Annotated in this window: 24 protein-coding genes; 15 read left to right on the top strand and 9 right to left on the bottom strand. The window is 66.7% G+C overall.

Annotated elements, in window-relative coordinates; genetic code table 11:
- Positions 1-147 precede the first annotated feature (147 nt).
- From rimP to AC1RLW_RS03805, 7 genes are read left to right on the top strand one after another with little or no spacing between them, the layout of a single operon-like run.
- Positions 148-777, top strand: coding sequence for a ribosome maturation factor RimP (rimP, locus tag AC1RLW_RS03775; RefSeq protein WP_062479822.1), 630 nt, complete (start codon positions 148-150; stop codon positions 775-777).
- 17 nt (positions 778-794) lie between these two features.
- Entirely contained in the window at positions 795-2,279 is a 1,485-nt protein-coding gene (gene nusA, locus AC1RLW_RS03780) for a transcription termination factor NusA (protein WP_062479821.1), read from the top strand.
- Between the two features lie 23 nt (positions 2,280-2,302).
- Positions 2,303-5,290, top strand: coding sequence for a translation initiation factor IF-2 (gene infB, locus AC1RLW_RS03785; protein WP_062479820.1), 2,988 nt, complete (start codon positions 2,303-2,305; stop codon positions 5,288-5,290).
- A gap of 21 nt (positions 5,291-5,311) precedes the next feature.
- Positions 5,312-5,683, top strand: a complete 372-nt coding sequence (gene rbfA / locus AC1RLW_RS03790) for a 30S ribosome-binding factor RbfA (protein WP_070060772.1) — start codon at positions 5,312-5,314, stop codon at positions 5,681-5,683.
- A gap of 2 nt (positions 5,684-5,685) precedes the next feature.
- A complete protein-coding gene (gene truB / locus AC1RLW_RS03795) occupies positions 5,686-6,642 on the top strand; it encodes a tRNA pseudouridine(55) synthase TruB (RefSeq protein ID WP_493192245.1) in 957 nt (318 codons plus the stop codon).
- On the top strand, positions 6,639-8,474 hold the full coding sequence (gene typA, locus AC1RLW_RS03800; protein WP_062479817.1) for a translational GTPase TypA: 1,836 nt from the start codon (positions 6,639-6,641) through the stop codon (positions 8,472-8,474). Before truB ends, typA begins: the two co-directional genes overlap by 4 nt.
- Positions 8,475-8,493: 19 nt before the next feature.
- Positions 8,494-9,411 carry a DMT family transporter gene (locus AC1RLW_RS03805; protein ID WP_493192246.1) on the top strand — a complete coding sequence of 306 codons (918 nt, stop codon included), beginning with the start codon at positions 8,494-8,496 and terminating at the stop codon, positions 9,409-9,411.
- A 13-nt stretch (positions 9,412-9,424) separates the two neighbouring features.
- On the opposite strand, the gene AC1RLW_RS03810 is transcribed toward AC1RLW_RS03805, so the two are convergent.
- From AC1RLW_RS03810 to smpB, 6 genes are all read right to left on the bottom strand, one after another.
- Complete coding sequence (locus AC1RLW_RS03810) at positions 9,425-10,102, bottom strand: hypothetical protein (RefSeq protein WP_493192247.1); 678 nt, start codon at positions 10,100-10,102, stop codon at positions 9,425-9,427.
- Positions 10,103-10,201: 99 nt separating this feature from the next.
- On the bottom strand, positions 10,202-10,597 hold the full coding sequence (locus AC1RLW_RS03815; protein WP_062479812.1) for a COG4315 family predicted lipoprotein: 396 nt from the start codon (positions 10,595-10,597) through the stop codon (positions 10,202-10,204).
- Between the two features lie 77 nt (positions 10,598-10,674).
- Complete coding sequence (locus tag AC1RLW_RS03820) at positions 10,675-11,499, bottom strand: anti-sigma factor family protein (protein ID WP_493192248.1); 825 nt, start codon at positions 11,497-11,499, stop codon at positions 10,675-10,677.
- 15 nt (positions 11,500-11,514) lie between these two features.
- Positions 11,515-12,021 carry an RNA polymerase sigma factor gene (locus tag AC1RLW_RS03825; RefSeq protein ID WP_493192249.1) on the bottom strand — a complete coding sequence of 169 codons (507 nt, stop codon included), beginning with the start codon at positions 12,019-12,021 and terminating at the stop codon, positions 11,515-11,517.
- Between the two features lie 24 nt (positions 12,022-12,045).
- Positions 12,046-12,426 carry a COG4315 family predicted lipoprotein gene (locus tag AC1RLW_RS03830; RefSeq protein ID WP_493192250.1) on the bottom strand — a complete coding sequence of 127 codons (381 nt, stop codon included), beginning with the start codon at positions 12,424-12,426 and terminating at the stop codon, positions 12,046-12,048.
- Positions 12,427-12,521: 95 nt separating this feature from the next.
- Complete coding sequence (gene smpB / locus AC1RLW_RS03835; RefSeq protein WP_062477854.1) at positions 12,522-12,998, bottom strand: SsrA-binding protein SmpB; 477 nt, start codon at positions 12,996-12,998, stop codon at positions 12,522-12,524.
- A 62-nt stretch (positions 12,999-13,060) separates the two neighbouring features.
- Here smpB and AC1RLW_RS03840 point away from each other — a divergent pair, with 62 nt between their 5' ends.
- Positions 13,061-13,507: a type II toxin-antitoxin system RatA family toxin gene (locus AC1RLW_RS03840; RefSeq protein ID WP_062477851.1), complete on the top strand. Its 447-nt coding sequence runs from the start codon at positions 13,061-13,063 to the stop codon at positions 13,505-13,507.
- The gene (locus AC1RLW_RS03845; protein WP_493192251.1) at positions 13,507-13,854 is read left to right on the top strand and encodes an RnfH family protein; all 348 of its coding nucleotides are present in this window, start codon (positions 13,507-13,509) and stop codon (positions 13,852-13,854) included. Before AC1RLW_RS03840 ends, AC1RLW_RS03845 begins: the two co-directional genes overlap by 1 nt.
- A 15-nt stretch (positions 13,855-13,869) precedes the next feature.
- On the opposite strand, the gene AC1RLW_RS03850 is transcribed toward AC1RLW_RS03845, so the two are convergent.
- Complete coding sequence (locus AC1RLW_RS03850; RefSeq protein WP_159271745.1) at positions 13,870-14,388, bottom strand: DUF4124 domain-containing protein; 519 nt, start codon at positions 14,386-14,388, stop codon at positions 13,870-13,872.
- Between the two features lie 128 nt (positions 14,389-14,516).
- Here AC1RLW_RS03850 and guaB point away from each other — a divergent pair, with 128 nt between their 5' ends.
- The 4 genes from guaB to guaA all read left to right on the top strand — a co-directional run bounded on the left by guaB (position 14,517) and on the right by guaA (position 18,374).
- A complete protein-coding gene (guaB, locus tag AC1RLW_RS03855; RefSeq protein ID WP_062477841.1) occupies positions 14,517-15,986 on the top strand; it encodes an IMP dehydrogenase in 1,470 nt (489 codons plus the stop codon).
- Between the two features lie 77 nt (positions 15,987-16,063).
- Positions 16,064-16,312 (top strand): type II toxin-antitoxin system Phd/YefM family antitoxin, encoded by a 249-nt coding sequence (locus tag AC1RLW_RS03860; RefSeq protein WP_070060762.1) that lies wholly within the window; start codon positions 16,064-16,066, stop codon positions 16,310-16,312.
- A gap of 11 nt (positions 16,313-16,323) precedes the next feature.
- Positions 16,324-16,743, top strand: coding sequence for a type II toxin-antitoxin system VapC family toxin (locus AC1RLW_RS03865; protein WP_083259193.1), 420 nt, complete (start codon positions 16,324-16,326; stop codon positions 16,741-16,743).
- An 11-nt stretch (positions 16,744-16,754) separates the two neighbouring features.
- Positions 16,755-18,374, top strand: coding sequence for a glutamine-hydrolyzing GMP synthase (guaA, locus tag AC1RLW_RS03870; protein WP_062477832.1), 1,620 nt, complete (start codon positions 16,755-16,757; stop codon positions 18,372-18,374).
- Positions 18,375-18,435: 61 nt separating this feature from the next.
- Here guaA and AC1RLW_RS03875 read toward each other — a convergent pair whose 3' ends face one another.
- The gene (locus tag AC1RLW_RS03875) at positions 18,436-19,050 is read right to left on the bottom strand and encodes a porin family protein (protein WP_062477817.1); all 615 of its coding nucleotides are present in this window, start codon (positions 19,048-19,050) and stop codon (positions 18,436-18,438) included.
- A gap of 339 nt (positions 19,051-19,389) precedes the next feature.
- On the opposite strand from AC1RLW_RS03875, the gene AC1RLW_RS03880 reads away from it, so the two are divergent.
- Positions 19,390-19,839: a 2'-5' RNA ligase family protein gene (locus AC1RLW_RS03880; protein WP_493192252.1), complete on the top strand. Its 450-nt coding sequence runs from the start codon at positions 19,390-19,392 to the stop codon at positions 19,837-19,839.
- Here AC1RLW_RS03880 and AC1RLW_RS03885 read toward each other — a convergent pair.
- Positions 19,836-20,756: a LysR family transcriptional regulator gene (locus AC1RLW_RS03885; RefSeq protein ID WP_493192253.1), complete on the bottom strand. Its 921-nt coding sequence runs from the start codon at positions 20,754-20,756 to the stop codon at positions 19,836-19,838. The two genes, AC1RLW_RS03880 and AC1RLW_RS03885, sit on opposite strands and share 4 nt — an antisense overlap.
- A 133-nt stretch (positions 20,757-20,889) precedes the next feature.
- Here AC1RLW_RS03885 and AC1RLW_RS03890 point away from each other — a divergent pair, with 133 nt between their 5' ends.
- On the top strand, positions 20,890-21,879 hold the full coding sequence (locus AC1RLW_RS03890; RefSeq protein WP_493192254.1) for a 2Fe-2S iron-sulfur cluster-binding protein: 990 nt from the start codon (positions 20,890-20,892) through the stop codon (positions 21,877-21,879).
- The last annotated feature ends 21 nt before the right edge of the window (positions 21,880-21,900 follow it).

The raw sequence follows: 21,900 nt of genomic DNA on the forward strand, positions 1-21,900 counted from the left end.
TTCGAGGCTCACGACCAAACGGGCGGGTACCAACCGCCCGTTTTTTTTGGTCTATGCATTCTCAAGCAGCAATTATTTGGCGTCGTGGCATCCGTGGTGGGCGGGTGCTGCGGCTTGGGCATTGATTCAGAAGGCGCTTTCAAACACGTGGCATTGCAGCAAACAGTAGAACAAACCGTGGCCGGTCTCGGCTACGACCTGGTCGAGGTCGAACGCTCGGCCGGTGGATTGCTGCGCGTGACGATTGATTTGCCTTGGACGCCCCCCACCTCTGAAGATGTGGCGGCCGGCGTGCCCGAACCCTTCGTGACGGTGGAAGACTGCGAGAAGGTCACGCGCCAGCTGCAATTCGCGCTGGAAGTCGATGCGGTCGATTACAAGCGGCTCGAGGTCTCCTCGCCCGGTATCGATCGCCCCTTGCGCAATGAACAGGATTTCGAGCGATTCGTGGGCGCGGTGATCGACATCACCCTCAAGGCGCCCATGGGCGCTGCCGCGGCGGGCCAGGTGTCGGCCAATCGCAAGAAGTTTCGCGGCACGCTGGAGCGTGCTGAAGGCGGTTCGGGTTGGCAGATCGTCTGGAGCGATGCGCCCGAGACCAAGCCGGGTCAAAAAGTGAGCAAGAAGCGCGCGCCTGCACCGTTGCATGCGCTGGGCTTCGTATTGGACGAGCTGCGCGATGCGCGGCTCGCGCCGATTGTGGATTTCAAGGGCCGCAAGGCCAAAACCCAACCGGGTTTTTCGGATATTGACGACGGAATGAACGTTCCGGACTGAACAAGAGGAGTGGTGGCATGAATCGCGAAATGTTGATGTTGGTGGATGCGATCTCGCGCGAGAAGAACGTCGAGCGCGACGTGGTCTTCGGCGCGGTCGAATCCGCACTGGCGCAAGCCACCAAGAAGCTCCATCAGGGTGACGTGGATATCCGCGTGGCGGTCGATCGCGACAGCGGCGACTACGAAACTTTCCGCCGCTGGCACGTCGTTCCCGACGAAGCCGGCCTGCAACTGCCCGACCAGGAGATCCTGCTCTTCGAGGCTCGTGAGGAGATGCCCGACATCGAGGTCGACGAATACATCGAGGAATCCGTCGATTCGGTGCCGATCGGGCGCATCGGTGCCATGGCTGCCAAGCAGGTGATCCTGCAGAAGATCCGCGACGCCGAGCGCGAGATGCTGCTCAACGACTTCATGTCGCGCGGCGACAAGATCTTCGTGGGCACCGTCAAGCGCCTGGACAAGGGCGACATCATCGTGGAAGCAGGGCGCGTCGAAGGCCGCCTGCGCCGCAGCGAGATGATCGCCAAGGAAAACCTGCGCAACGGCGACCGCGTGCGGGCCATGATCATGGAGGTCGACCTGACGCTGCGCGGCGCGCCGATCATCCTGTCGCGCTCGGCCCCCGAGTTCATGATCGAGCTGTTCCGCCAGGAAGTGCCCGAGATCGAACAAGGCCTGCTCGAAATCAAGAGCTGCGCCCGCGACCCCGGTTCGCGCGCCAAGATCGCCGTGCTCTCGCACGACAAGCGTGTCGACCCGATCGGCACCTGCGTCGGCGTGCGCGGCACCCGCGTCAACGCCGTCACGAACGAACTCGCCGGCGAGCGCGTGGACATCGTGCTGTGGAGCGAAGACCCGGCCCAGTTCGTGATCGGCGCCCTGGCGCCGGCGAATGTCTCGTCGATCGTGGTCGACGAAGAAAAACACGCCATGGACGTGGTGGTGGACGAGGAAAACCTCGCGATCGCCATCGGCCGCGGCGGCCAGAACGTGCGCCTGGCTTCCGACCTCACCGGTTGGAAGATCAACATCATGGACGCGAACGAGTCGGCCCAGAAGCAGGCGACCGAGACCGATGCCAGCCGCAAGCTCTTCATGGAAAAGCTCGATGTCGACGAGGAAATCGCCGACATCCTGATTTCGGAAGGTTTCAACAGCCTCGAGGAAGTGGCCTACGTGCCGATCTCCGAGATGCTTGAGATCGAGGCCTTCGACGAAGACACCATCAATGAGCTGCGCGCCCGTGCAAAGGATGCGCTGCTGACCATGGAAATCGCCAAGGAAGAAGGTGTCGAAACCGTCTCGCAGAACCTGCGCGACCTCGAAGGCCTCAATCCCGACCTGATTCCGCAGCTGGCTGAAGCGGGTGTGAACACCCGTGACGACCTGGCCGACCTCGCGGTCGATGAACTCACCGAAATCACCGGCCTGAGCGCCGATGACGCCAAAGCCCTCATCTTGAAAGCCCGCGAACATTGGTTCGCCGGCCAAGAGTGACGGTATGGAGGCACGAAAGCAATATGTCCAGTACCACTGTCGCCGAGTTCGCGAACGAGCTCAAGAAGACTCCCGAAACCTTGCTTGACCAGCTCAAGAGCGCAGGCGTGCCCAAAGCGGCCGCCACCGATGCACTCACGGAGGCCGACAAGCAGCGCTTGCTCGGCTTCCTGAAGGCCAGCCACGGCACGGCCGAGCCCGAGCGCAAGAAGATCACGCTGACCAAGAAGTCGACCAGCGAGATCAAGCAGGCCGACGCCACCGGTCGCGCCCGCACCATCCAGGTCGAAGTGCGCAAGAAGCGCACCTTCATCCAGCGCGATGAAGGCCACCCGGCCACGGCCGAAGGCGCGCAGCAGCAGGCGGCCGAAACGTCCGCCGCACCGGCCGCGCCCCAGATCGACGAAGCCGAACTGGCCCGCCGCGAGGAAGACGCGCGCCGCCAGGCCGAGCTGATCCGCCGCCAGGAAGAAGAGCTGGCCGAGAAGCGTCGCCAGCGCGAAGAAACCGAAGCCCGCGAACGCGAGCAGGCCGAAAAGGCCGAGCGCGCCGAACAGGCCGAGCAGGAAGCTGCGCGCATCGCCGCCGAGAAGAAGGCCGCTGAAGCCGCCGCCGCTTCGGCCAAGGAAGCCGCGAAGCAGCCGGTGGCTGCCCCGGCCGCACCGGCCGCTGTGGCCGCCGCTGCTGCAGCTGCAGAAACCGCTGCCGTTGCCGAAAAGCAGGCTGCCGACACCAAGCTGGCCGCACAGAACGCCGCCACGCAAGCCAAGGAAGACGCCAAGGCCAAGGCCGCCGCCGAATCGAAGGCCCGTGCCGACGAAGAAGCCGCCCGCGCCAAGGACCTCGACGAGCGTCGCCGCAAGGCCCTGGCCGAAGCCGAAGCCATCCGCGCCATGATGAACGCACCGGCCCGCGTGCTGGTGCCGCACAAGGCGCCCGAGAAGCCGCAGCCTGAAAAGTCGACGGTCAAGGGCACGCTGCACAAGCCGGCCACGCCGCCGGGTCGTCCGGGCGCCCCTGCGGCTCCTGGCGCCGCAGCGCCGGCCGCCGCCGGTGCCGGCAAGGAAGTCAAGTCCGCCAAGCTCTCGTCGAGCTGGGCCGGCGATCCTGCCAAGAAGAAGGAAATCAAGACCCGCGGCGATGCCAGCGGCGGTGTCAGCCGCGGCAACTGGCGCGGAGGCCCGCGTGGCCGTCGCGGCAACGACCGTGGCGGTCATGACGAGCAGCACGCACCGGCCGCACCGGTCGAGGCGCGCGTGCTTGAAGTGCACGTGCCCGAGACCATCACGGTCGCCGAGCTCGCGCACAAGATGGCCGTGAAGGCGCAGGAAGTCATCAAGCAGCTGATGAAGCTCGGCATGATGGCGACCATCAACCAGTCCCTCGACCAGGACACCGCGATGATCATCGTGGAGGAAATGGGCCACAACGCGGTGGTTGCCGCGCTGGACGACCCCGAAGCCTTCACTGACGAGGACGTGTCGGCGCAACAGGCCGAAGCCCTGCCGCGCGCACCGGTCGTGACCGTCATGGGTCACGTCGACCACGGCAAGACCTCGCTGCTGGACTACATCCGCCGCGCCAAGGTCGCCGCGGGCGAAGCCGGCGGCATCACGCAGCACATCGGTGCGTACCACGTCGAAACCGAACGCGGCATGGTGTCGTTCCTCGACACCCCGGGTCACGAGGCGTTCACCGCCATGCGTGCCCGCGGTGCGCAGGCCACCGACATCGTGATCCTGGTGGTGGCGGCCGATGACGGCGTCATGCCCCAGACCAAGGAAGCCATCAAGCACGCGAAGGCGGCGGGTGTGCCGATCGTGGTTGCGATCAACAAGGTGGACAAGCCCGACGCCAACCTGGACCGCGTGAAGCAGGAACTGGTGGCCGAAGAGGTCGTGCCCGAAGAGTACGGCGGCGACGTGCCGTTCGTGCCGGTGTCGGCCAAGACCGGCCAGGGCATCGACGACCTGCTCGAGCAGGTGCTGCTGCAAGCCGAAGTGCTGGAACTCAAGGCGCCGGTGGATGCCGCCGCCAAGGGCCTGGTCATCGAAGCCCAGCTCGACAAGGGCCGCGGCCCGGTCGCCACCGTGCTGGTGCAGTCCGGCACGCTCAAGACCGGCGACGTGGTGCTGGCGGGTTCCACCTATGGCCGCGTGCGCGCCATGCTGGACGAAGACGGCAAGGCCACCAAGTCGGCAGGTCCGTCGATCCCGGTCGAAATCCAGGGTCTGACCGAAGTGCCGCAGGCGGGCGACGAGTTCATGGTGATGGCCGACGAGCGCCGTGCGCGCGAAATCGCCACCTACCGTGCCGGCAAGTTCCGCAACACCAAGCTGGCCAAGGCGCAAGCCGCGAACCTGCAGAACATGTTCACCGACCTGTCGGCGGGCGAAGTGCAGACGCTGCGCATCATCATCAAGGCCGACGTGCAGGGCTCGCAGGAAGCACTGGCCCAGTCGCTGCTCAAGCTGGCGACCGAAGAAGTCAAGGTGCAGATCGTGTACGCCGGCGTCGGCGGCATCAGCGAAAGCGACATCAACCTCGCGATCGCGTCGAAGGCAGTGGTCATCGGCTTCAACGTGCGTGCCGATGCCGGTGCGCGCAAGCTGGCCGAAGGCAATGGCGTTCAGCTGAACTACTACAGCATCATTTACGACGCCGTCGACGAGATCAAGGTCGCGATGTCGGGCATGCTGGCACCGGAGCGCCGCGAAGAGATCATCGGCTCGGCCGAGATCCGCACGGTGTTCGTGGCCTCGAAGATCGGCACCGTGGCCGGCTCGTACGTCACTTCGGGCTCGGTCAACCGCAGCGCGCATTTCCGCCTGCTGCGCGACAACGTGGTGATCTACACCGGCGAAGTCGACTCGATCAAGCGCATGAAGGACGATGTCCGCGAAGTCCGCGAAGGTTTTGAGTGCGGTATCAAGCTCAAGAACTACAACGACATCAAGGAAGGCGATCAGCTCGAATTCTTCGAGATCAAGGAAATCGCCCGGACGCTGTAAGCGTTCGACGCGAAAGAGGCCATGCCGAAAAGAAAAGCAGCCGCACCCAACCGCGCGTTCAAGGTCGCCGACCAGATCCAGCGCGATCTGACGGAGCTGATCGCGCGCGAGTTGAAGGACCCGCGCGTGGGCATGGTCACGATCCAGGCGGTCGAGGTCACGCCCGACTATGCGCATGCGAAGGTCTTCTTCAGCCTGCTCACGGGCGACGTGGCCGAGACCACCGAAGCGTTGAATCAGGCCGCGGGCTTCCTGCGCAACGGCCTGTTCAAGCGCCTGCACATCCACACCGTGCCGACGCTGCACTTCCTGTTCGACCGCACCACCGAGCGTGCGGCCGACATGAATGCGCTCATCGCACAGGCCGTTGCTTCGCGCTCGAAAGACGACTAGCGATGAACGCGCCACGCACACGGGTGCAGCGGCGCCCTGTGCATGGGGTGTTGCTGCTCGACAAGCCGCTGGGGTTTTCCAGCAACCAGGCCTTGCAAAAGGCCAAGTGGTTGCTGCGCGCCGAAAAAGCGGGCCACACCGGCACGCTCGATCCGCTCGCCACAGGCGTGCTGCCGCTGTGTTTCGGCGCCGCCACCAAATTCAGCCAACTGCACCTGGACGCCGACAAGACCTACGAGGCGGTCGCGCGCCTGGGCGTCAAGACCGCCACGGGTGACGCCGAGGGCGAGGTGATCGCCGAGCGGCCGGTGCAGGTGTCGCCAGAAGACCTGGCCCGCGTCCAGGCCCGATTCACCGGCCCGATCCGCCAGGTGCCGCCGATGCACAGCGCACTCAAGAAAGACGGCAAGGCGCTGTACGAGTACGCACGCGAAGGCATCGAGATCGAGCGCGCGCCGCGCGACGTCGTCATTCACAAACTCACGCTGACCCGGCTGGATGACACCAGCATCCGCATCGTGGCGAGCGTGAGCAAGGGCACCTACATTCGCACCCTGGGCGAGGACATCGGCGAGGCGCTGGGTTGCGGCGCGCACCTGACCTCGCTGCGCCGCACGGCCACGGGCGGCTTCGGGCAGGCGCAATGCGTCACCATCGAAGCGCTCGAAGCCATGACCGAAGACGAGCGCCTGGCACGTCTGTTGCCTCCCGAAGCGCTGGTCGACGGCCACAGCCGCGTCACGCTTGCGGTCGAAGATGCCGCACGTTTTCTCTCGGGCCTGCGCCGCCGCGGCGGCTGGGCCGATGCCGAGGCGGTGGCCGTTTTCGGCACCGACCCGAAGGCGTTCCTGGGCACCGCCCACGTGAGCGCCGGCGAACTGATCCCGGGGCGCTTGCTGAACCCCATCGAAATTCAGCAAATTCTTTTGAACGCACCACAGACCGAAGCGACACCATGAGTACCAAGCAAATCCGCAATATCGCCATCATTGCCCACGTGGACCATGGCAAGACCACCATGGTCGACCAGCTGCTGCGCCAGTCGGGCACCTTCGCCGAGCACGAGAAGGTCGTCGACACGGTGATGGACAACAACGCGATCGAAAAGGAACGTGGCATCACGATCCTGGCCAAGAACTGCGCCGTGACCTGGGAAGGCACGCACATCAACATCGTCGACACCCCGGGCCACGCGGACTTCGGCGGTGAAGTGGAACGCGCGCTGTCGATGGTCGACGGCGTGGTGCTGCTGATCGACGCGCAGGAAGGCCCGATGCCCCAGACGCGCTTCGTGACCAAGAAGGCGTTGGCCCTGGGCCTGAAGCCGATCCTGGTCGTGAACAAGGTCGACAAGCCCGGCGCGAACCCCGACAAGGTGGTCAATGCTGCCTTCGACCTGTTCGACAAGCTCGGCGCGACCGACGAACAGCTCGACTTCCCCGTGGTGTACGCCTCGGGCATCAACGGCTGGTCGTCGCTCGAAGAAGGCGCGCCTGGCGAGCAGTGGGGCCCCGACATGTCGGCCCTGTTCAACACCATCCTGAAGCACGTGCCGTCGCAAAAGGGTGACCCGAACGCGCCGCTGCAGCTGCAGATTTCCGCGCTCGACTTCTCGACCTTCGTCGGCCGCATCGGCGTGGGCCGCATCAGCCAGGGCACGCTCAAGCCCATGTCGGACGTGCTGGTCATGGAAGGCCCGGACGGCAAGAGCATCAAGGGCCGCGTCAACCAGGTGCTGACCTTCCAGGGCCTGGACCGCGTGCAATCGACCGAAGCCGGCCCCGGCGAGATCGTGCTGATCAACGGCATCGCCGACATCGGCATCGGCGTCACCGTGACCGACAAGGACAACCCCGCGCCGCTGCCCATGCTCAAGGTCGACGAACCGACCCTGACCATGAACTTCTGCGTGAACACCAGCCCGCTGGCCGGCCGCGAAGGCAAGTTCGTGACCAGCCGCCAGATCTGGGACCGCCTGCAGAAGGAACTGCAGCACAACGTGGCGCTGCGCGTGAACGAGACCGACGAAGAAGGCATCTTCGAAGTCATGGGCCGCGGCGAACTGCACCTGACCATCCTCTTGGAAAACATGCGCCGCGAAGGCTATGAGATGGCCGTCTCGAAGCCGCGCGTGGTGTTCCGCACCGTGAACGGCGAGAAGCACGAGCCCATCGAAATGGTCACGGCCGACATCGAAGAAGGCCACCAGGGCGGCGTGATGCAGGCACTGGGCGAGCGCAAGGGCGAACTCGTCAACATGGAACCGGACGGCCGTGGCCGCGTGCGCCTGGAGTACCGCATTCCGGCGCGTGGCCTGATCGGCTTCACGAACGAATTCCTGAACCTGACGCGTGGCTCGGGCCTCATCAGCAACATCTTCGACAGCTACGAGCCGCACAAGGGCGACATCGGCGGCCGCAAGAACGGCGTGCTGATCTCGATGGACGACGGTGAAATCTTCACCTACGCCCTGGGCAAGCTGGACGACCGCGGCCGCATGTTCGTGAAGGCGAACGATCCGGTGTACGAAGGCATGATCGTGGGCATCCACAGCCGCGACAACGACCTGGTCGTGAACGCCACGCGCACCAAGCAGCTGACCAACTTCCGCGTGAGCGGCAAGGAAGACGCGATCAAGATCACGCCCCCGATCGACCTCACGCTGGAATACGGCGTCGAGTTCATCGAGGACGACGAGCTGGTCGAAATCACGCCCAAGAGCGTGCGTCTGCGCAAGCGTTTCCTGAAGGAAAACGAGCGCAAGCGCGCCGGCCGCGAAACGGCCGCCTGATCGCCGGCGCCGTCGTTTCATGCGCCTCACGCATGGCGCAGCCGTCGGGCTGATGGTCGCCGTGACCCTCATGTGGGGCACGGCGGGCGTCGTCACGCGGCACCTGGCGCAGGCGCACAGTTTCGAGATCACCTTCTGGCGCAGCCTCTTCACGATGCTGGCGCTGCTGGTGATCTTGCCGCTTTGGCGGGGGCGGGCGGTGTTCTCGCTGCTGCGCCGCGGCGGGCGCTCGCTGTGGATCTCGGGCGTCTGCTGGGCCGTGATGTTCACGGCCTTCATGGTGGCGCTGACCCTCACCTCCACCGCGAGCGTGCTGGTCACGATGTCGCTCGGGCCGCTGTTCACCGCACTGGCCGCGCGCCTCTTCATCGGGCACAGGTTGCCCGCACGCACCTGGGCGGCCATCGTGGTCGCCGGGCTGGGCATCGGCTGGATGTACGGCACGCAGCTGCTGGGCGGTGGTGGCGGGTCGCTTGTCGGCACGCTGGTGGCGCTGTGCGTGCCGCTGGCCGGCGCGACGCAATGGACCGTGGTGCAGCATGCGCACGCCAAGGGGCAGGATGTCGACCTCGTGCCTGCGGTGCTGATCGGCGCGACCCTCTCCGCACTCGTCACCTTGCCGCTGGCGTGGCCATTCCACGCAGGCCTCCATGACCTAGGCCTGCTGGCCTTCCTGGGGGTGTTTCAGCTGGCGATTCCCTGCGTGCTCTCGGTGCTGTGCGCGCAGGTGCTCAAGGCGCCCGAGGTGGCGTTGCTGGCGCTGCTCGAGGTGATCTTCGGCATCGCACTGGCCTGGCTCGGCGCCGGCGAGACGCCCGCGGCCAGCGTGCTGACGGGCGGTGTGCTCGTGATCGGCGCGCTGGTGTTCAACGAGCTGCTCGCGCTGCGCGGGCGCCGCACCACGTTGGCGGACAGCGCGCTGCCGGGCGCGCACTGACCTTTCGCGGCCCTCAGCGGCCGAAGAGGTACCAGCCGATCACGATCACGACGGCCACCACGATCATTCCGAAGTTGCGCCAGCTGGCTTGCTGGCTGCGCGCGAACTCTTTGAGCATGTCGGCGGTCTCCTGCTCGTCGGCGGCGACGATCGCCTGGGCTTCGTCGAGGATGCGCCGGTGGTCGGCTGCCGTCGCAAAGGCCGGCTCGGCGGCAACACGGGCGCGCAGCGCTTCGAACGCCGCCGTGTCGAGCAGGCCGTCGGTCACCAGCCAGCCCAGCGTGGGGCCCAGGGCGGCGGGCGCGCCGGTCAGGGGCGCAGCACGCAGCGCCAGGTCGCGGGTCTCGGTGTCGATCAGTCCTTCGTTGAACAGCGCGACCACGGCCTCGTGCGTGATGCCGGTCCTGCCGAGGTCCAGCAGGTCGTCTGCGTCGTAGGCGATGTCTTCCGCTTCGGTGAACGCCGCGACGGCCGGCGAGGCGGCTTCGAGGCGTTCCACAGCCGCATCCAGTTCTTCCTCGGCGATCAGGTTCTTGAGGCGCATCCAGGCCAGTGCATGCGCGGGGCCGGGAATCGGTGGCAGGGCGGCGGCCTCGGGGTGTGCGAGCGCGGCATCGTGCTGCGCGTCGGTGATGAGGCCGTGGGACACAAGCGCGTGGAAGGCATCCGGGAGGGTGTCGGCAAAAGTCATCGGACCATTCTGCCGTGCACCATGAAAAAAGCCCCGGCGCAGGCCGAGGCTTTCGTGGGTGGCGGCGCCGGTCAGGCCGGCGCCATCACATCGACCGCATCAGGGACGGGCAACCTTCCAGGCGCCGTTGGCCACGCCGTCACCGGTCTTGTCGCCGGCCTTGGTGTCCTTGGCCCAGTAGTACAGCGGCCAGCCCTTGTAGGCCCACTGCTTCTTGCCGTCTTCACGCACGATGATGGTGTAGCCGCCCATGGGCTTGGCGGCGTCGGCCACGGCGAGCGGCGGCCAGTTGGTGGCGCATTGGCCGTTGCAGGCGGAGGTACCGGCATTGGCGGTGTCGCGGGCGAAGGTGTAGAGCGTCATGCCGTTCGGGCCGACCAGCACGCCGTCGGCGGTGCGGGTGGGCGTGTCGGGCGCTCCAGCGGTCTTGGTGGACATGCCGCCGCAGCCGGCGAGCAGAGCCGCTGCGAGGATCGAGGCGCTGAGCAATTTCATGCAGTTTCTCCTTCAGTTGAAAAATCAATCGCGAAAACAAGCCAGGTGAATGCGCGAACCGGCAGTTTATGCCGTCGCTACGATAACTCGCGGTAGGCCAGGGTCGCGAGTCTCAGTAGCGCATCGCGCGGCAGGCGACCGGCCACGGCATAGCCGAAACCCCGGTCGATCCAGTAGAAGCTCGGCACGGCGCCGTCCGAGGCAAAACGGAAGGCGGTTTCGCGCGAGGCAGCGGCATCTGCGGCCTGCGCGTCGAGCGTGCCGATGTACAGCGTGATGCGTTCACCCGCCGCGTCCTCGAACATGAACTGGGCGCGCGCGCCGGTTTCGCCGGGCAGCAGGCGTCCGCCGACCAGCGTGTAGCCGAGCGAGGACAGGTCGGGCACCTTGAGCGGGTGGTCGAGGCGTTTGGACAGCCACTGCACCAGGTGCTGCTGCTCGGCGGCGGCCACTTCGACGGGGTGCCGCTTCTCGGGGGTGTAGACGACGTGGGCCACCGAGGCGTCGCGCACGAACTCGCGCACGGCCGGTGCGCGCGCCAAGGAGGCCCCGGCCGCGCGCGACGCGCCCGACCACTGGGCATTGCCGAGCCAGCCGGTCGCGAAGGCGACCAGCAGGCCGGCGGCCATGCCGCCCCAGCGCAGCCAGGGGGTCGAGCGACCGGCCTCGGCACGGCGCCGCTCGAGCACGCCCATCAGCGGCGCAGGCACAGGTTCGTCGAGCAGGCCACCGTGCAGCCGGCGCAAGGCGTCGCGCTGGGCATGCCAGGCCGCCACGCGGGCCGCCACGGCCGGATCGCGCGCCAGCGCATCCTCGACCGCCTCGCGGCGTTCGGGCGGCAACTGGCCGTCGACCCAGGCGTGCAGCTCGTCGTCGGTGGGGGGCAGGGTGGGGCGGTTCATGGCGGGTGCTTCACGTCACTTGAGGCGGCGCAGGCCGGGGCGGCTGGACGCGGTGGCGCCGTCCATCAGTTCCTGCAGGCGAAGGCGCGCGCGCGAGAGGCGCGACATCACGGTGCCGATCGGAATGCCGAGCACCTTCGCCACTTCGGCGTAGGACAGGTCCTCGAGCGTCACCAGCAGCAGCACGGCGCGTTGCTCCTCGGGCAATTGCATCAGGCAGCGCTGCAGGTCGAGGCCAAGGCCCGGATCGGCGCCGCCCTGCAGCTGCTCGGGCGCCACGTCCTCCAGCGGCACGACCGCATGCGGCGGCGGCCGGCGCCGCACCTGGCTGGCAAAGAGGTTGTGCATGACGGTGAAGAGCCAGGCGCGCAGGTCGGTGCCCACCACCCAGAGCCGCCACTTGCCGCAGGCGCGCTCGAGCGTGTCCTGCACCAGGTCGTCGGCCGCCCAGGCATTGCCCGTGAGCGCGCGCGCGTAGCGGCGCAGGCTCGGGATGTGCTCGACCAGCAGGCGGGCGTCCATGGGTAGGCCGGGAGCCTGTCCGTCTCAGGGCTTGGCGGTTTTCCAGGTGCCGTTGACGCCGTCGCCGGTCTTGTCGCCCGGCTTGGTGTCCTTCACCCAGTAGTACAGCGGCCAGCCCTTGGCGGCCCATTGCTTCTTGCCGTCGTCGCGCGTGACGATGGTGAAGTCGCCGCTCGGCTTGTCGCTGTCGGCCGCCATGAAGGGCGGCCAGTTGGTGGCGCAGCCGCCGTTGCAGGCCGACTTGCCGCTGCCGGCCGTGTCCTTGTCGAAGGTGTAGAGCGTCATGCCGTTCGCACCGACCAGCGCGCCATCGGCGGCCTTGGGCTGGGCGAACGCGGGGAGGGCGAGCAGGCTGCCGAGCAGTGCGGCGGCGATGCCGACGGAGGAAATGCGGATAGGCGACATGGGAAGACTCCTGGGTTGATGGCATCGAGGATCGATGACACCGCACAAACGCCCGCAGAGCGCGTTTTATTCCATGCCGCCCAAAAAAAGAAAAATCAGCGGTTGCGGCTCTTCATCGCGCGCTCGACTTCGCGCTTGCCTTCGCGGTCCTTGATGGTGTCGCGCTTGTCGTGCTCGGCCTTGCCCTTGGCGAGCGCGATCTCGCACTTCACCTTGCCGGCCTTCCAGTGCAGGTTCAGCGGCACCAGCGTGTAACCCTTTTGTTCGACCTTGCCGACGAGGCGCTTGATCTCTTCCTTGTGCAGCAGCAACTTCTTGGTGCGGACCGAATCAGGATTGACGTGCGTCGAGGCGCTCTTGAGCGGGTTGATCTGGCAGCCGACCACGAACAGCTCGCCGTCGCGGATCACCACGTAGCCGTCGGTCAGCTGCACCTTGCCTTCGCGCAGCGACTTGACTTCCCAGCCCTCGAGGACCATGCCGGCCTCGAAGCGTTCTTCGAAGAAATAGTTGTAGGCGGCCTTCTTGTTGTCGGCGATGCGGGAGGAGGTGTCTTGTTTCTTGGTGGCCATGGCTCGAGAAGTTGGGGGCGCATGGCTTCAATACAATCCGTCGCGCACGCTGTGCCGATTCTATGAAAACAGTCCACAAGTCCGTCCTCATCTGGTACAGCGCCGAAGAAATGTACGCGCTCGTCACCGATGTCGCGAAGTACCCGCAGTTCCTGCCCTGGTGCGACAAGTCGCGCGTCATCGAGCAGGACGAGGGCGGCATGACCGCCGAAGTCGGCCTGGCCTTCGCCGGGCTGCACCAGAGTTTCACCACCCGCAACACGCACATCGCGGGCCGCGAGGTGCAGCTGAAACTGGTCGACGGGCCGTTCTCCAATCTCGACGGCACCTGGAAATTCCACCCCGTGGGCGAGCAGGGCGAACGCGCCTGTCGCGTCGAACTGCAGATGAGCTACGGCTTCAGCAACTTCGCGCTGCAGGCCCTGGTGGGGCCGGTGTTCGACACCATCGCATCGAGCCTGGTCGAAGCCTTCGTCAAGCGCGCCGAACAGGTCTACGGCGAAGGCTGATGGCCGATCGCCGCATCGAGGTCACGCTGAGCTGTTCGCCGGCGGCGCGCGAGGTGTTCGAGCAGGTCCTGCAGCTCGCGCCCGGCACGGTGGTGAGCGAGGCGGTGAAGGCGAGCGCGCTCATGCAGCGCTTTCCCGACCTGGACTGGCGACATGCCATGACGCCGGGCATCTGGGGCCGGGCGGTGGCGTGGGAGCAGCCGCTGAAGGATGGTGACCGCATCGAGCTGTGCCGTCCGCTCACGGTCGATCCGAAGGTGGCGCGCCGTGAACGCTTCCAGCGTCAGGGCGCGCGCGGCACGGGCCTGTTCGCGAACAAGCGCAAGGGTGGCAAGGACGGCTACTGAGCGGCCGTCGCGGGCTTACTTGCAGTCGCTGTCGATGACCGTTTGAGCGCGCTTTTGCGCGTCGGCGCGTGCGGCGTCGTCCATGAATTCACGCTCGCCCTTGGCATTGACCTTGGCGATGCGGATGCCGCTGTCGATGGTGTTCTTGTTCTCGCGTGCACGGGCGCAGTTGTCGGCCTTGGCCTTGGCGATCTTCGCCGCTTCAGCCGCTTCCTTGGCCTTCTGCTCGGCCTCGGCCTTCTTGGTCTTTTCCTCGAGTTCCTTGTCCACGCCCGTGGGCTTGGGCGGCGGCGCGGCCTTGGGGGCTGCGGCCGTGTCGCTGCTTCCCTCGGGGGCCGGCGTGGCCGGGGCGGGCGCCCGGGCCGACGGCGATGGGCCGGCGCGTCGCAGGATGTTCTTCTCGGGGATGTCGGTGGGCGGCGGCTGGTCGCTGAAGACCTTCTTGCCGCTGTTGTCGACCCATTGCCATTGCGCGCTCGCCGAGAGCGGCAGCGCGCACGCGCAACCCAATACCAGCCAATGCAGGAAATTCATGCGCGGAGTTTAGCTGCGCCTTACTTTTTGCAACATCCGGAATAGGCGGTTTTGCAACGGTCAAAAAGAACCCGCGCCGGCGAAGCGGGCGAGGGCCTCGTTACAATCCGTCTTTTGGAGCCTCACCCATGCGCCTTCTCGGCAAAGCGCTCACCTTCGACGACGTGTTGTTGGTGCCAGCATTCTCCCAAGTCCTGCCCAAGGACACGTCTCTCGCCACCAAGTTCTCCCGCAACATCACGCTGAACCTGCCGCTCGTCTCGGCGGCCATGGACACCGTGACCGAAGCCCGCCTCGCGATCGCCATCGCGCAGGAGGGTGGCATCGGGATCGTGCACAAGAACCTCACTGCGCAGCAGCAGGCCGCCGAAGTGGCCCGCGTCAAGCGCTACGAGTCGGGCGTGCTGCGCGACCCGGTGGTGATCACGCCGACGCACTCCGTGCGCCAGGTGATGGCACTGTCCGACCAGCTCGGCATCTCGGGCTTCCCGGTGATCGACGGCGGCAAGGTCGTCGGCATCGTCACGGGGCGCGACCTGCGCTTCGAGAACCGCTACGACGTGCCCGTCAGCGAAATCATGACGCAGCGCGACCGGCTCATCACCGTGCCCGACGGCACCACGCTGGCCGAAGCCAAGGCGCTGCTGAACAAGCACAAGCTCGAGCGCCTGCTGGTCATCAACGGTGACTGGGAGCTCAAGGGCCTCATCACCGTCAAGGACATCACCAAGCAGACCAGCTTCCCCAATGCCGCACGCGATGCCAACGGCCGCCTGCGCGTGGGCGCGGCGGTCGGTGTGGGTGACGGCACCGAAGAGCGCGTCGAAGCCCTGGTGAAGGCCGGCGTCGACGCCATCGTGGTCGACACCGCCCACGGCCACAGCGCCGGCGTGATCGAGCGCGTGCGCTGGGTCAAGAAGAACTATCCGCAGGTCGACGTCATCGGCGGCAACATCGCCACCGGCGACGCCGCACGTGCACTGGCCGACGCCGGCGCCGACGCGGTCAAGGTCGGCATCGGCCCCGGCTCCATCTGCACCACCCGCATCGTCGCCGGCGTGGGCGTGCCGCAGATCATGGCGGTCGACAGCGTCGCCACCGCGCTGCAGGGCACGGGCATTCCGCTGATCTCCGACGGCGGCGTGCGCTACTCGGGTGACATTGCCAAGGCCATTGCGGCCGGCGCCAGCACCGTGATGATGGGCAGCATGTTCGCCGGCACCGAAGAGGCGCCGGGCGAAATCGTGCTGTACCAGGGCCGCAGCTACAAGAGCTACCGCGGCATGGGCTCCATCGGCGCGATGCAGCAGGGCAGTGCCGACCGGTACTTCCAGGAATCGACCACCGGCAACCCCAACACCGACAAGCTCGTGCCTGAAGGCATCGAAGGCCGCGTGCCCTACAAGGGTTCGATCGTCTCCATCGTCTACCAGATGGCCGGCGGCGTGCGCGCCAGCATGGGCTACTGCGGCTGCGCGACCATCGAGGACATGCAGAACAAGGCCGAGTTCGTCGAGATCACCACGGCCGGCATCCGTGAGAGCCACGTCCACGACGTGCAGATCACGAAGGAAGCGCCGAACTACCGCGCTGAGTAAGCCCAATCTGGCCAGACCTTGAAAGTCAGGCCAGACTCGGCTTAAAATTTGGGCCAGATTCAAATTTTCTGGCCCAAATGCAATCCATCGGCATCGCTGAAGCCAAGAACAACTTCTCGGCCCTGATCGACCTGGTCGAAAAGGGCGAGGAGGTTCGCATCACCCGCCACGGCAAGGAAGTCGTGCGCATGCTGCCGGTGCGCCGCAAACCCGTCATCACCGACGAGCAGATCGCCCGCGAGCTCGGGCAGATCGACGCGCTGCACGCCACCATCCAGCCCGGCCCCACGACCCGCGAGCTCCTGGACCAGGGACGCCAGCCGTGACCGCCTTCGTCATGGACGCCTCGGTCACCGCCGCCTGGCTGCTGCCCGACCAGGCCAGCGAACACACCCGCAGGCTCTACGCCGCCATCCGCCGCGACGAGGTCGAGCCGCAGGCGCCCAACGCCTGGCAATGGGAGTGCGCCAACATCCTCGCCAACGGCGTGCGCAGCGGCCGCATCCCGGCATCGGCCGTCGAAGGCCTGTGGAGCGTGCTCGACGCCATCCGGCACCGCGTGGAGCTGCACGACCTCGCGCCGGCCCAGCACAAGGCCGTGCTCGCCGTGGCCATCGACGCGGGCGTCTCGCTCTACGATGCGGGCTATCTCTGGCTCGCCAAATCGCTCAACCTTCCGCTCGCCACCTTCGACGAGCACCTCATCCAGGCGGCGCCGCACGCAGGCGTCAAGCTGTTCGACATTTCAACGCTCTGAGTCCTTTCGCCATGCAACACGACAAGATCCTCATCCTCGACTTCGGCTCGCAAGTCACCCAGCTCATCGCACGCCGCGTGCGCGAAGCGCACGTGCTCAGCGAAGTGCATCCCTGCGACGTCACCGACGAGTGGGTGCGCGAATACGCGGCCGACGGCCACCTCAAGGGCGTGATCCTCTCGGGCAGCCACGCCAGCGTGTACGAAGAGACCACCGACAAGTGCCCGCAAGCCGTGTTCGACCTCGGCATTCCGGTGCTCGGCATCTGCTACGGCATGCAGACCATGGCCCACCAGCTCGGCGGCAAGGTCGAGGGCGGCCACAAGCGCGAGTTCGGCTTCGCCGCCGTGCGCGCCCATGGCCACACCGCGCTGCTGAAGGACATTGCCGACTTCACCACGCCCGAGGGCTTCGGCATGCTCAACGTGTGGATGAGCCACGGCGACAAGGTCACCGAGCTGCCGCCCGGCTTCAAGCTCATGGCCAGCACCGACAGCTGCCCCATCGCCGGCATGGCCGACGAGGCGCGCCGCTACTACGCGCTGCAGTTCCATCCTGAAGTCACGCACACGGTGCAGGGCAAGGCCATCATCGACCGCTTCGTGCTCGGCATCTGCGAGGCCAAGCCCGACTGGGTCATGCGCGACCACATCGCCGAAGCCGTGCAGAAGATCCGCGAGCAGGTGGGCGACGAAGAAGTCATCCTCGGCCTGTCGGGTGGTGTCGATTCGAGCGTGGCTGCCGCGCTCATCCACCGCGCCATCGGCGACCAGCTCACCTGCGTCTTCGTCGACCACGGCCTGCTGCGCCTGAACGAAGGCGACATGGTCATGGAGATGTTCGAAGGCAAGCTGCACGCGAAGGTCATCCGCGTCGATGCCAGCGACCTGTTCCTGGGCAAGCTCGCCGGCGTGAGCGACCCCGAAGCCAAGCGCAAGATCATCGGCGGCGAGTTCGTCACCGTGTTCAAACAGGAAGCTGCCAAGCTCAAGGCCGGCGACGGCGGCCACAAGGGCGCGACCTTCCTTGCGCAAGGCACCATCTACCCCGACGTCATCGAGTCGGGTGGCGCCAAGAGCAAGAAGGCCGTCACCATCAAGAGCCACCACAACGTCGGCGGCCTGCCCGAACAGCTCGGCCTGAAGCTGCTCGAACCGCTGCGTGACCTGTTCAAGGACGAAGTGCGCGAACTCGGCGTGGCCCTGGGCCTGCCGCCCGAGATGGTGTACCGCCATCCGTTCCCCGGCCCAGGTCTGGGCGTGCGCATCCTGGGCGAAGTGAAGAAGGAATACGCCGACCTGCTGCGCCGCGCCGACGCGATCTTCATCGAGGAGCTGCGCAACTTCACCGACGCCGAAACCGGCAAGACCTGGTACGACCTCACGAGCCAGGCTTTCACCGTGTTCCTGCCCGTGAAGAGCGTGGGCGTGATGGGCGACGGCCGCACCTACGACTACGTCGTCGCGCTGCGCGCCGTGCAGACCAGCGACTTCATGACCGCCGACTGGGCCGAGCTGCCGTACGCGCTGCTCAAGAAGGTGTCGGGCCGCATCATCAACGAGGTGCGCGGCATCAACCGCGTGACCTACGACGTGTCGAGCAAGCCGCCGGCGACGATCGAGTGGGAATGAGTTCCTGAAGAGAAGAAAGGCGCCGCAAGGCGCCTTTCTTCTTTGGCGGGTGACCCGATGATCAGAAGTTAGCCTTCAAGCCCACCGTGAACATCCCGCCCTTGGCCTGCTTCGACAGCTTGCCGAAGTAGTCGTAGTCGGCCGTGATCGCGAGGTTCTGCGTCATGCGGTACTCGGCGCCGACACCGACCATCAGGCCCGTGCCGCTGCCCGAAATGCGCTGGTTGGCCGGGGCCCACTTGTTGTCGCCGGAGATGCGTCCGCGTGCCACGCCGAGGCGGCCGTTGAGGGCGAAGGCGTCGCCCAGCGGCATGCGGGCGGTGGCGGCGGCGTAGAAGACCTGGCCGGTGCCAGTCTGCAGCCTGGAGCCGCCGTAGGCCGAGCTCCATTGGCTCACGCTGCCGAGGCGGGCGTAGCCGGCTTCCACGCCGAAGTGCTCGGTCAGGCGGTAGCCGCCATACAGCTTGTACGACGTGCCGCTCTTGTCGGCCTTCTTGCCGCCCCATGGCACGGGCACGGGGGCGTTTTTGGAGGACGACAGGCTGTAGCTGGAGCGGCCGATGGCGCCGCCGACATACAGCCCGGTGTCCTTGTCGAGACCGGCGGCGAAGGCGCCGACGGAGGCGGTGCCGAGCCAAAGAGCTGCGAGTGCGAGGCGGGCTTGCGTTTTTGTCAAGATGAAATCCTGTTGGTTGGTTGATCGATTGAATGAATGAATGCGTGGATGAACGGCGTGTCGTTGTTCGCCTTGCCGCCACCGTCCGACGATTCTCAAAAACCAAGCTGAAGACGAGCTTCGCGTTTGCTGAAGGCCTCATGAAGGGCCCTTGCCATGGGCGATGATCGACACATGTCAGCTCAGCTTCTTCTTCCCGGAATCGATCCCCCGCCGCGGCCCCTGCCGCGGCCTCGCGGCACCCAGGCCCCTCGCAAGGCGCCGCTGCCGCACTCGCTTTTCTTCGCACTGCTTCCCGCCCCGCAAGACGCCGAAACCATCGCCGCGCTCGGTGCGCGCATGAACTCCCAACACGCCCTGAAGGGCACGGTGGTCGAGGCGCAGCGCCTGCATGTCACGCTGTTCGACCTCGGCAACCACGACCAGGTGCCGGCCGACAAAGTGGCCCAGGCATCGACCGCGGCCGCCGCGGTGTCCGTGCCGGCGCTCGATGTCGTTTTCGAAAAGTCCATGAGCTACGCCAAGGGCGCGCTGGTGCTGTGCGCCGACGACGACGCCAACGTCGCGGCGTTGCGCGCGTTCAGGCAGCGCCTGGGCGAGGCGCTAGCCGATGTCGGCCTGAAGCCCTCGCGCGCGTTCACGCCGCACATGACCGTCGCCTATGCGCGGCGCAAGCTCGAAAAGCATGCGCTCGAAGCGCCCGCGCGGTGGGCCGCCCATTCGCTGGTGCTCATCGACAGCCACGTGGGCGAGGGCGTGCACGAGGTGCTGGGCCGCTGGCCCGCCTAAGCGCCGTCCTGATCCGCAAAGGTATCGAACAGCAGCCCGCGCAGCCACTGGTTGCCCGGGTCGCGGTGCACCTTCGCGTGCCAGAACAGGTTGATCGCGATCTGCGGCAGCGCCACCGGGTGCGGACGCCACACCAGGCCGAAGGGCTCGGCGATGCTGCGCGCCAGCCGCTCGGGCACGGTCGCGATCATTTCGCTCGACTGCAGGATGTGGCCGATGGCCACGAAGTGCGGCACCTTGAGCCGGATGCGGCGCTGGATGCCCTGTGCCGCCATCACGTCGTCGGCCTTGCCGTGGCCCGTGCCGGCGGCCTGCACCTGCACGTGGTCGGCCGCGCTGAAGTCCTTCAGTGAGACGCTGCGCTTGCGCGCCAGCGGGTGCGTGCCCGCGAACAGGCACACATAGCGCTGCAGGAACAGCCGACGCTGGAACACGCCCGACTTGAGCTGCGGCAGCAGGCCGATGGCGATGTCGACATGGCCTGCCTCCAGGTCGTCGCGCAGGTGGGTCGCGGTGTTGTTGCGCAGCGTGCTGATGGTCACGCCCGGCGCGGCGGCCGAGAGCGTTTCCATGAGGCGCGGCGTGAAGTAGATCTCGCCGATGTCGGTCATGGCGAGCGTGAAGCTGCGCGTGCTCGTGGCGGGGTCGAACACCACCTGCTGGTTGAGCGCCGTGTGCAGCGCGCCCATGGCATAGGCCACCGGCTCGGCCAGTTGCAGCGCGAAGGGCGTGGGCTCCATGCCGCGCGCGGTGCGCAGAAAAAGCTCGTCGCTCAGCAGCTTGCGCAGGCGCGCCAGCGCGTTGCTGATGGCGGGCTGCGACAGGCCCAGCGACTCGGCCACGGCCGACACGCGCTTCTCGGCCAGCATGCGGTCGAACACCAGCAGCAGGTTGAGATCGATGTCCTTGAGTTGCATAGCGCACCTTTATTCATGCCGGTGATACAGCCGATTCACCAGATTCTATTGGTCAATCGGAAGAGGCCGCGCATCATCCGTGCCCAGAGACAAGCCGGCCCTGCCGCCGGCGCCAGAAAAAGAGAGCCCGACGATGGACCTGCACATTCACCCCCTTGCCCGCACCCTCGAGGTTCGCCCCGGCGCGAACCTGCTCGAGGTGCTGCGTGAGCACCAGGTGCCGGTGTCGTACAGCTGCATGTCGGGACGCTGCGGCACCTGCCGCTGCAAGGTGGTGTCGGGCCAGCTGCTCGACGGCGGCCAGGACGCGATCCGGCCCGACGGGCAGGGCGAGCGCTACGTGCTGGCCTGCCAGAGCACGCTGACCGAAAGCTGCACCATCGAGATTCCCGAGCCCGACGAGGTGGTGGTGCACCCGGCGCGCGTGCTCAAGGCCTCGGTCACGGGCATCGACGTGCTCACGCACGACATCCGCCGCCTGCGCCTCAAACCCAACAAGCCGCTGGAGTTCTCGCCGGGCCAGTACGCGCAGCTGCAGTTTGGCCCCGAGCTGGCGCGGCCGTACTCGATGGCCGGGCTGAGCCGCGACGCGGAGCTCGAATTCCACGTGCGCCGCGTGCCGGGCGGCCGCGTCACCGCCCACATCTTCGAGCAGCTGCGCGTGGGCGACACCGTGCGCGTGAGCGGCCCGCTGGGCACCGCCTACCTGCGCACCAAGCACCGCGGTCCCATGCTTTGCGCGGCGGGGGGCACGGGGCTCGCGCCCATCCTGTCGATCGTGCGCGGCGCGGTCGCGGCGGGGCTGATGCAGCCGATCCATCTCTACCTTGGCGTGCGTTCCGACGCCGACGTGTACGGCCTGCCCGAACTGCGTGAATTGCAGGCGCAGCAACCCGGCCTGAAGGTGCACGTCGTGGTGGTCGCCGGCCCCGCGCGCGACGGCCAGCGGCTGGGGCTCATCACCGACGCGATCCGCGCCGACCTGCCCGCGGGGCTCGACGGCTGGCGCGCCTACCTGTGCGGCTCGCCGCCCATGGTGGAGGCCGCGAGCCGGCTGGTGCAGGCGCACGGCCTGGCGCCCGAGCAGACGCATGCCGATGCCTTCTACCTGCAAGGCACCTGAAGAACCGAACAAGAGAAAAGG

This window comes from Variovorax sp. GW822-FHT04A09 (assembly GCF_058801005.1).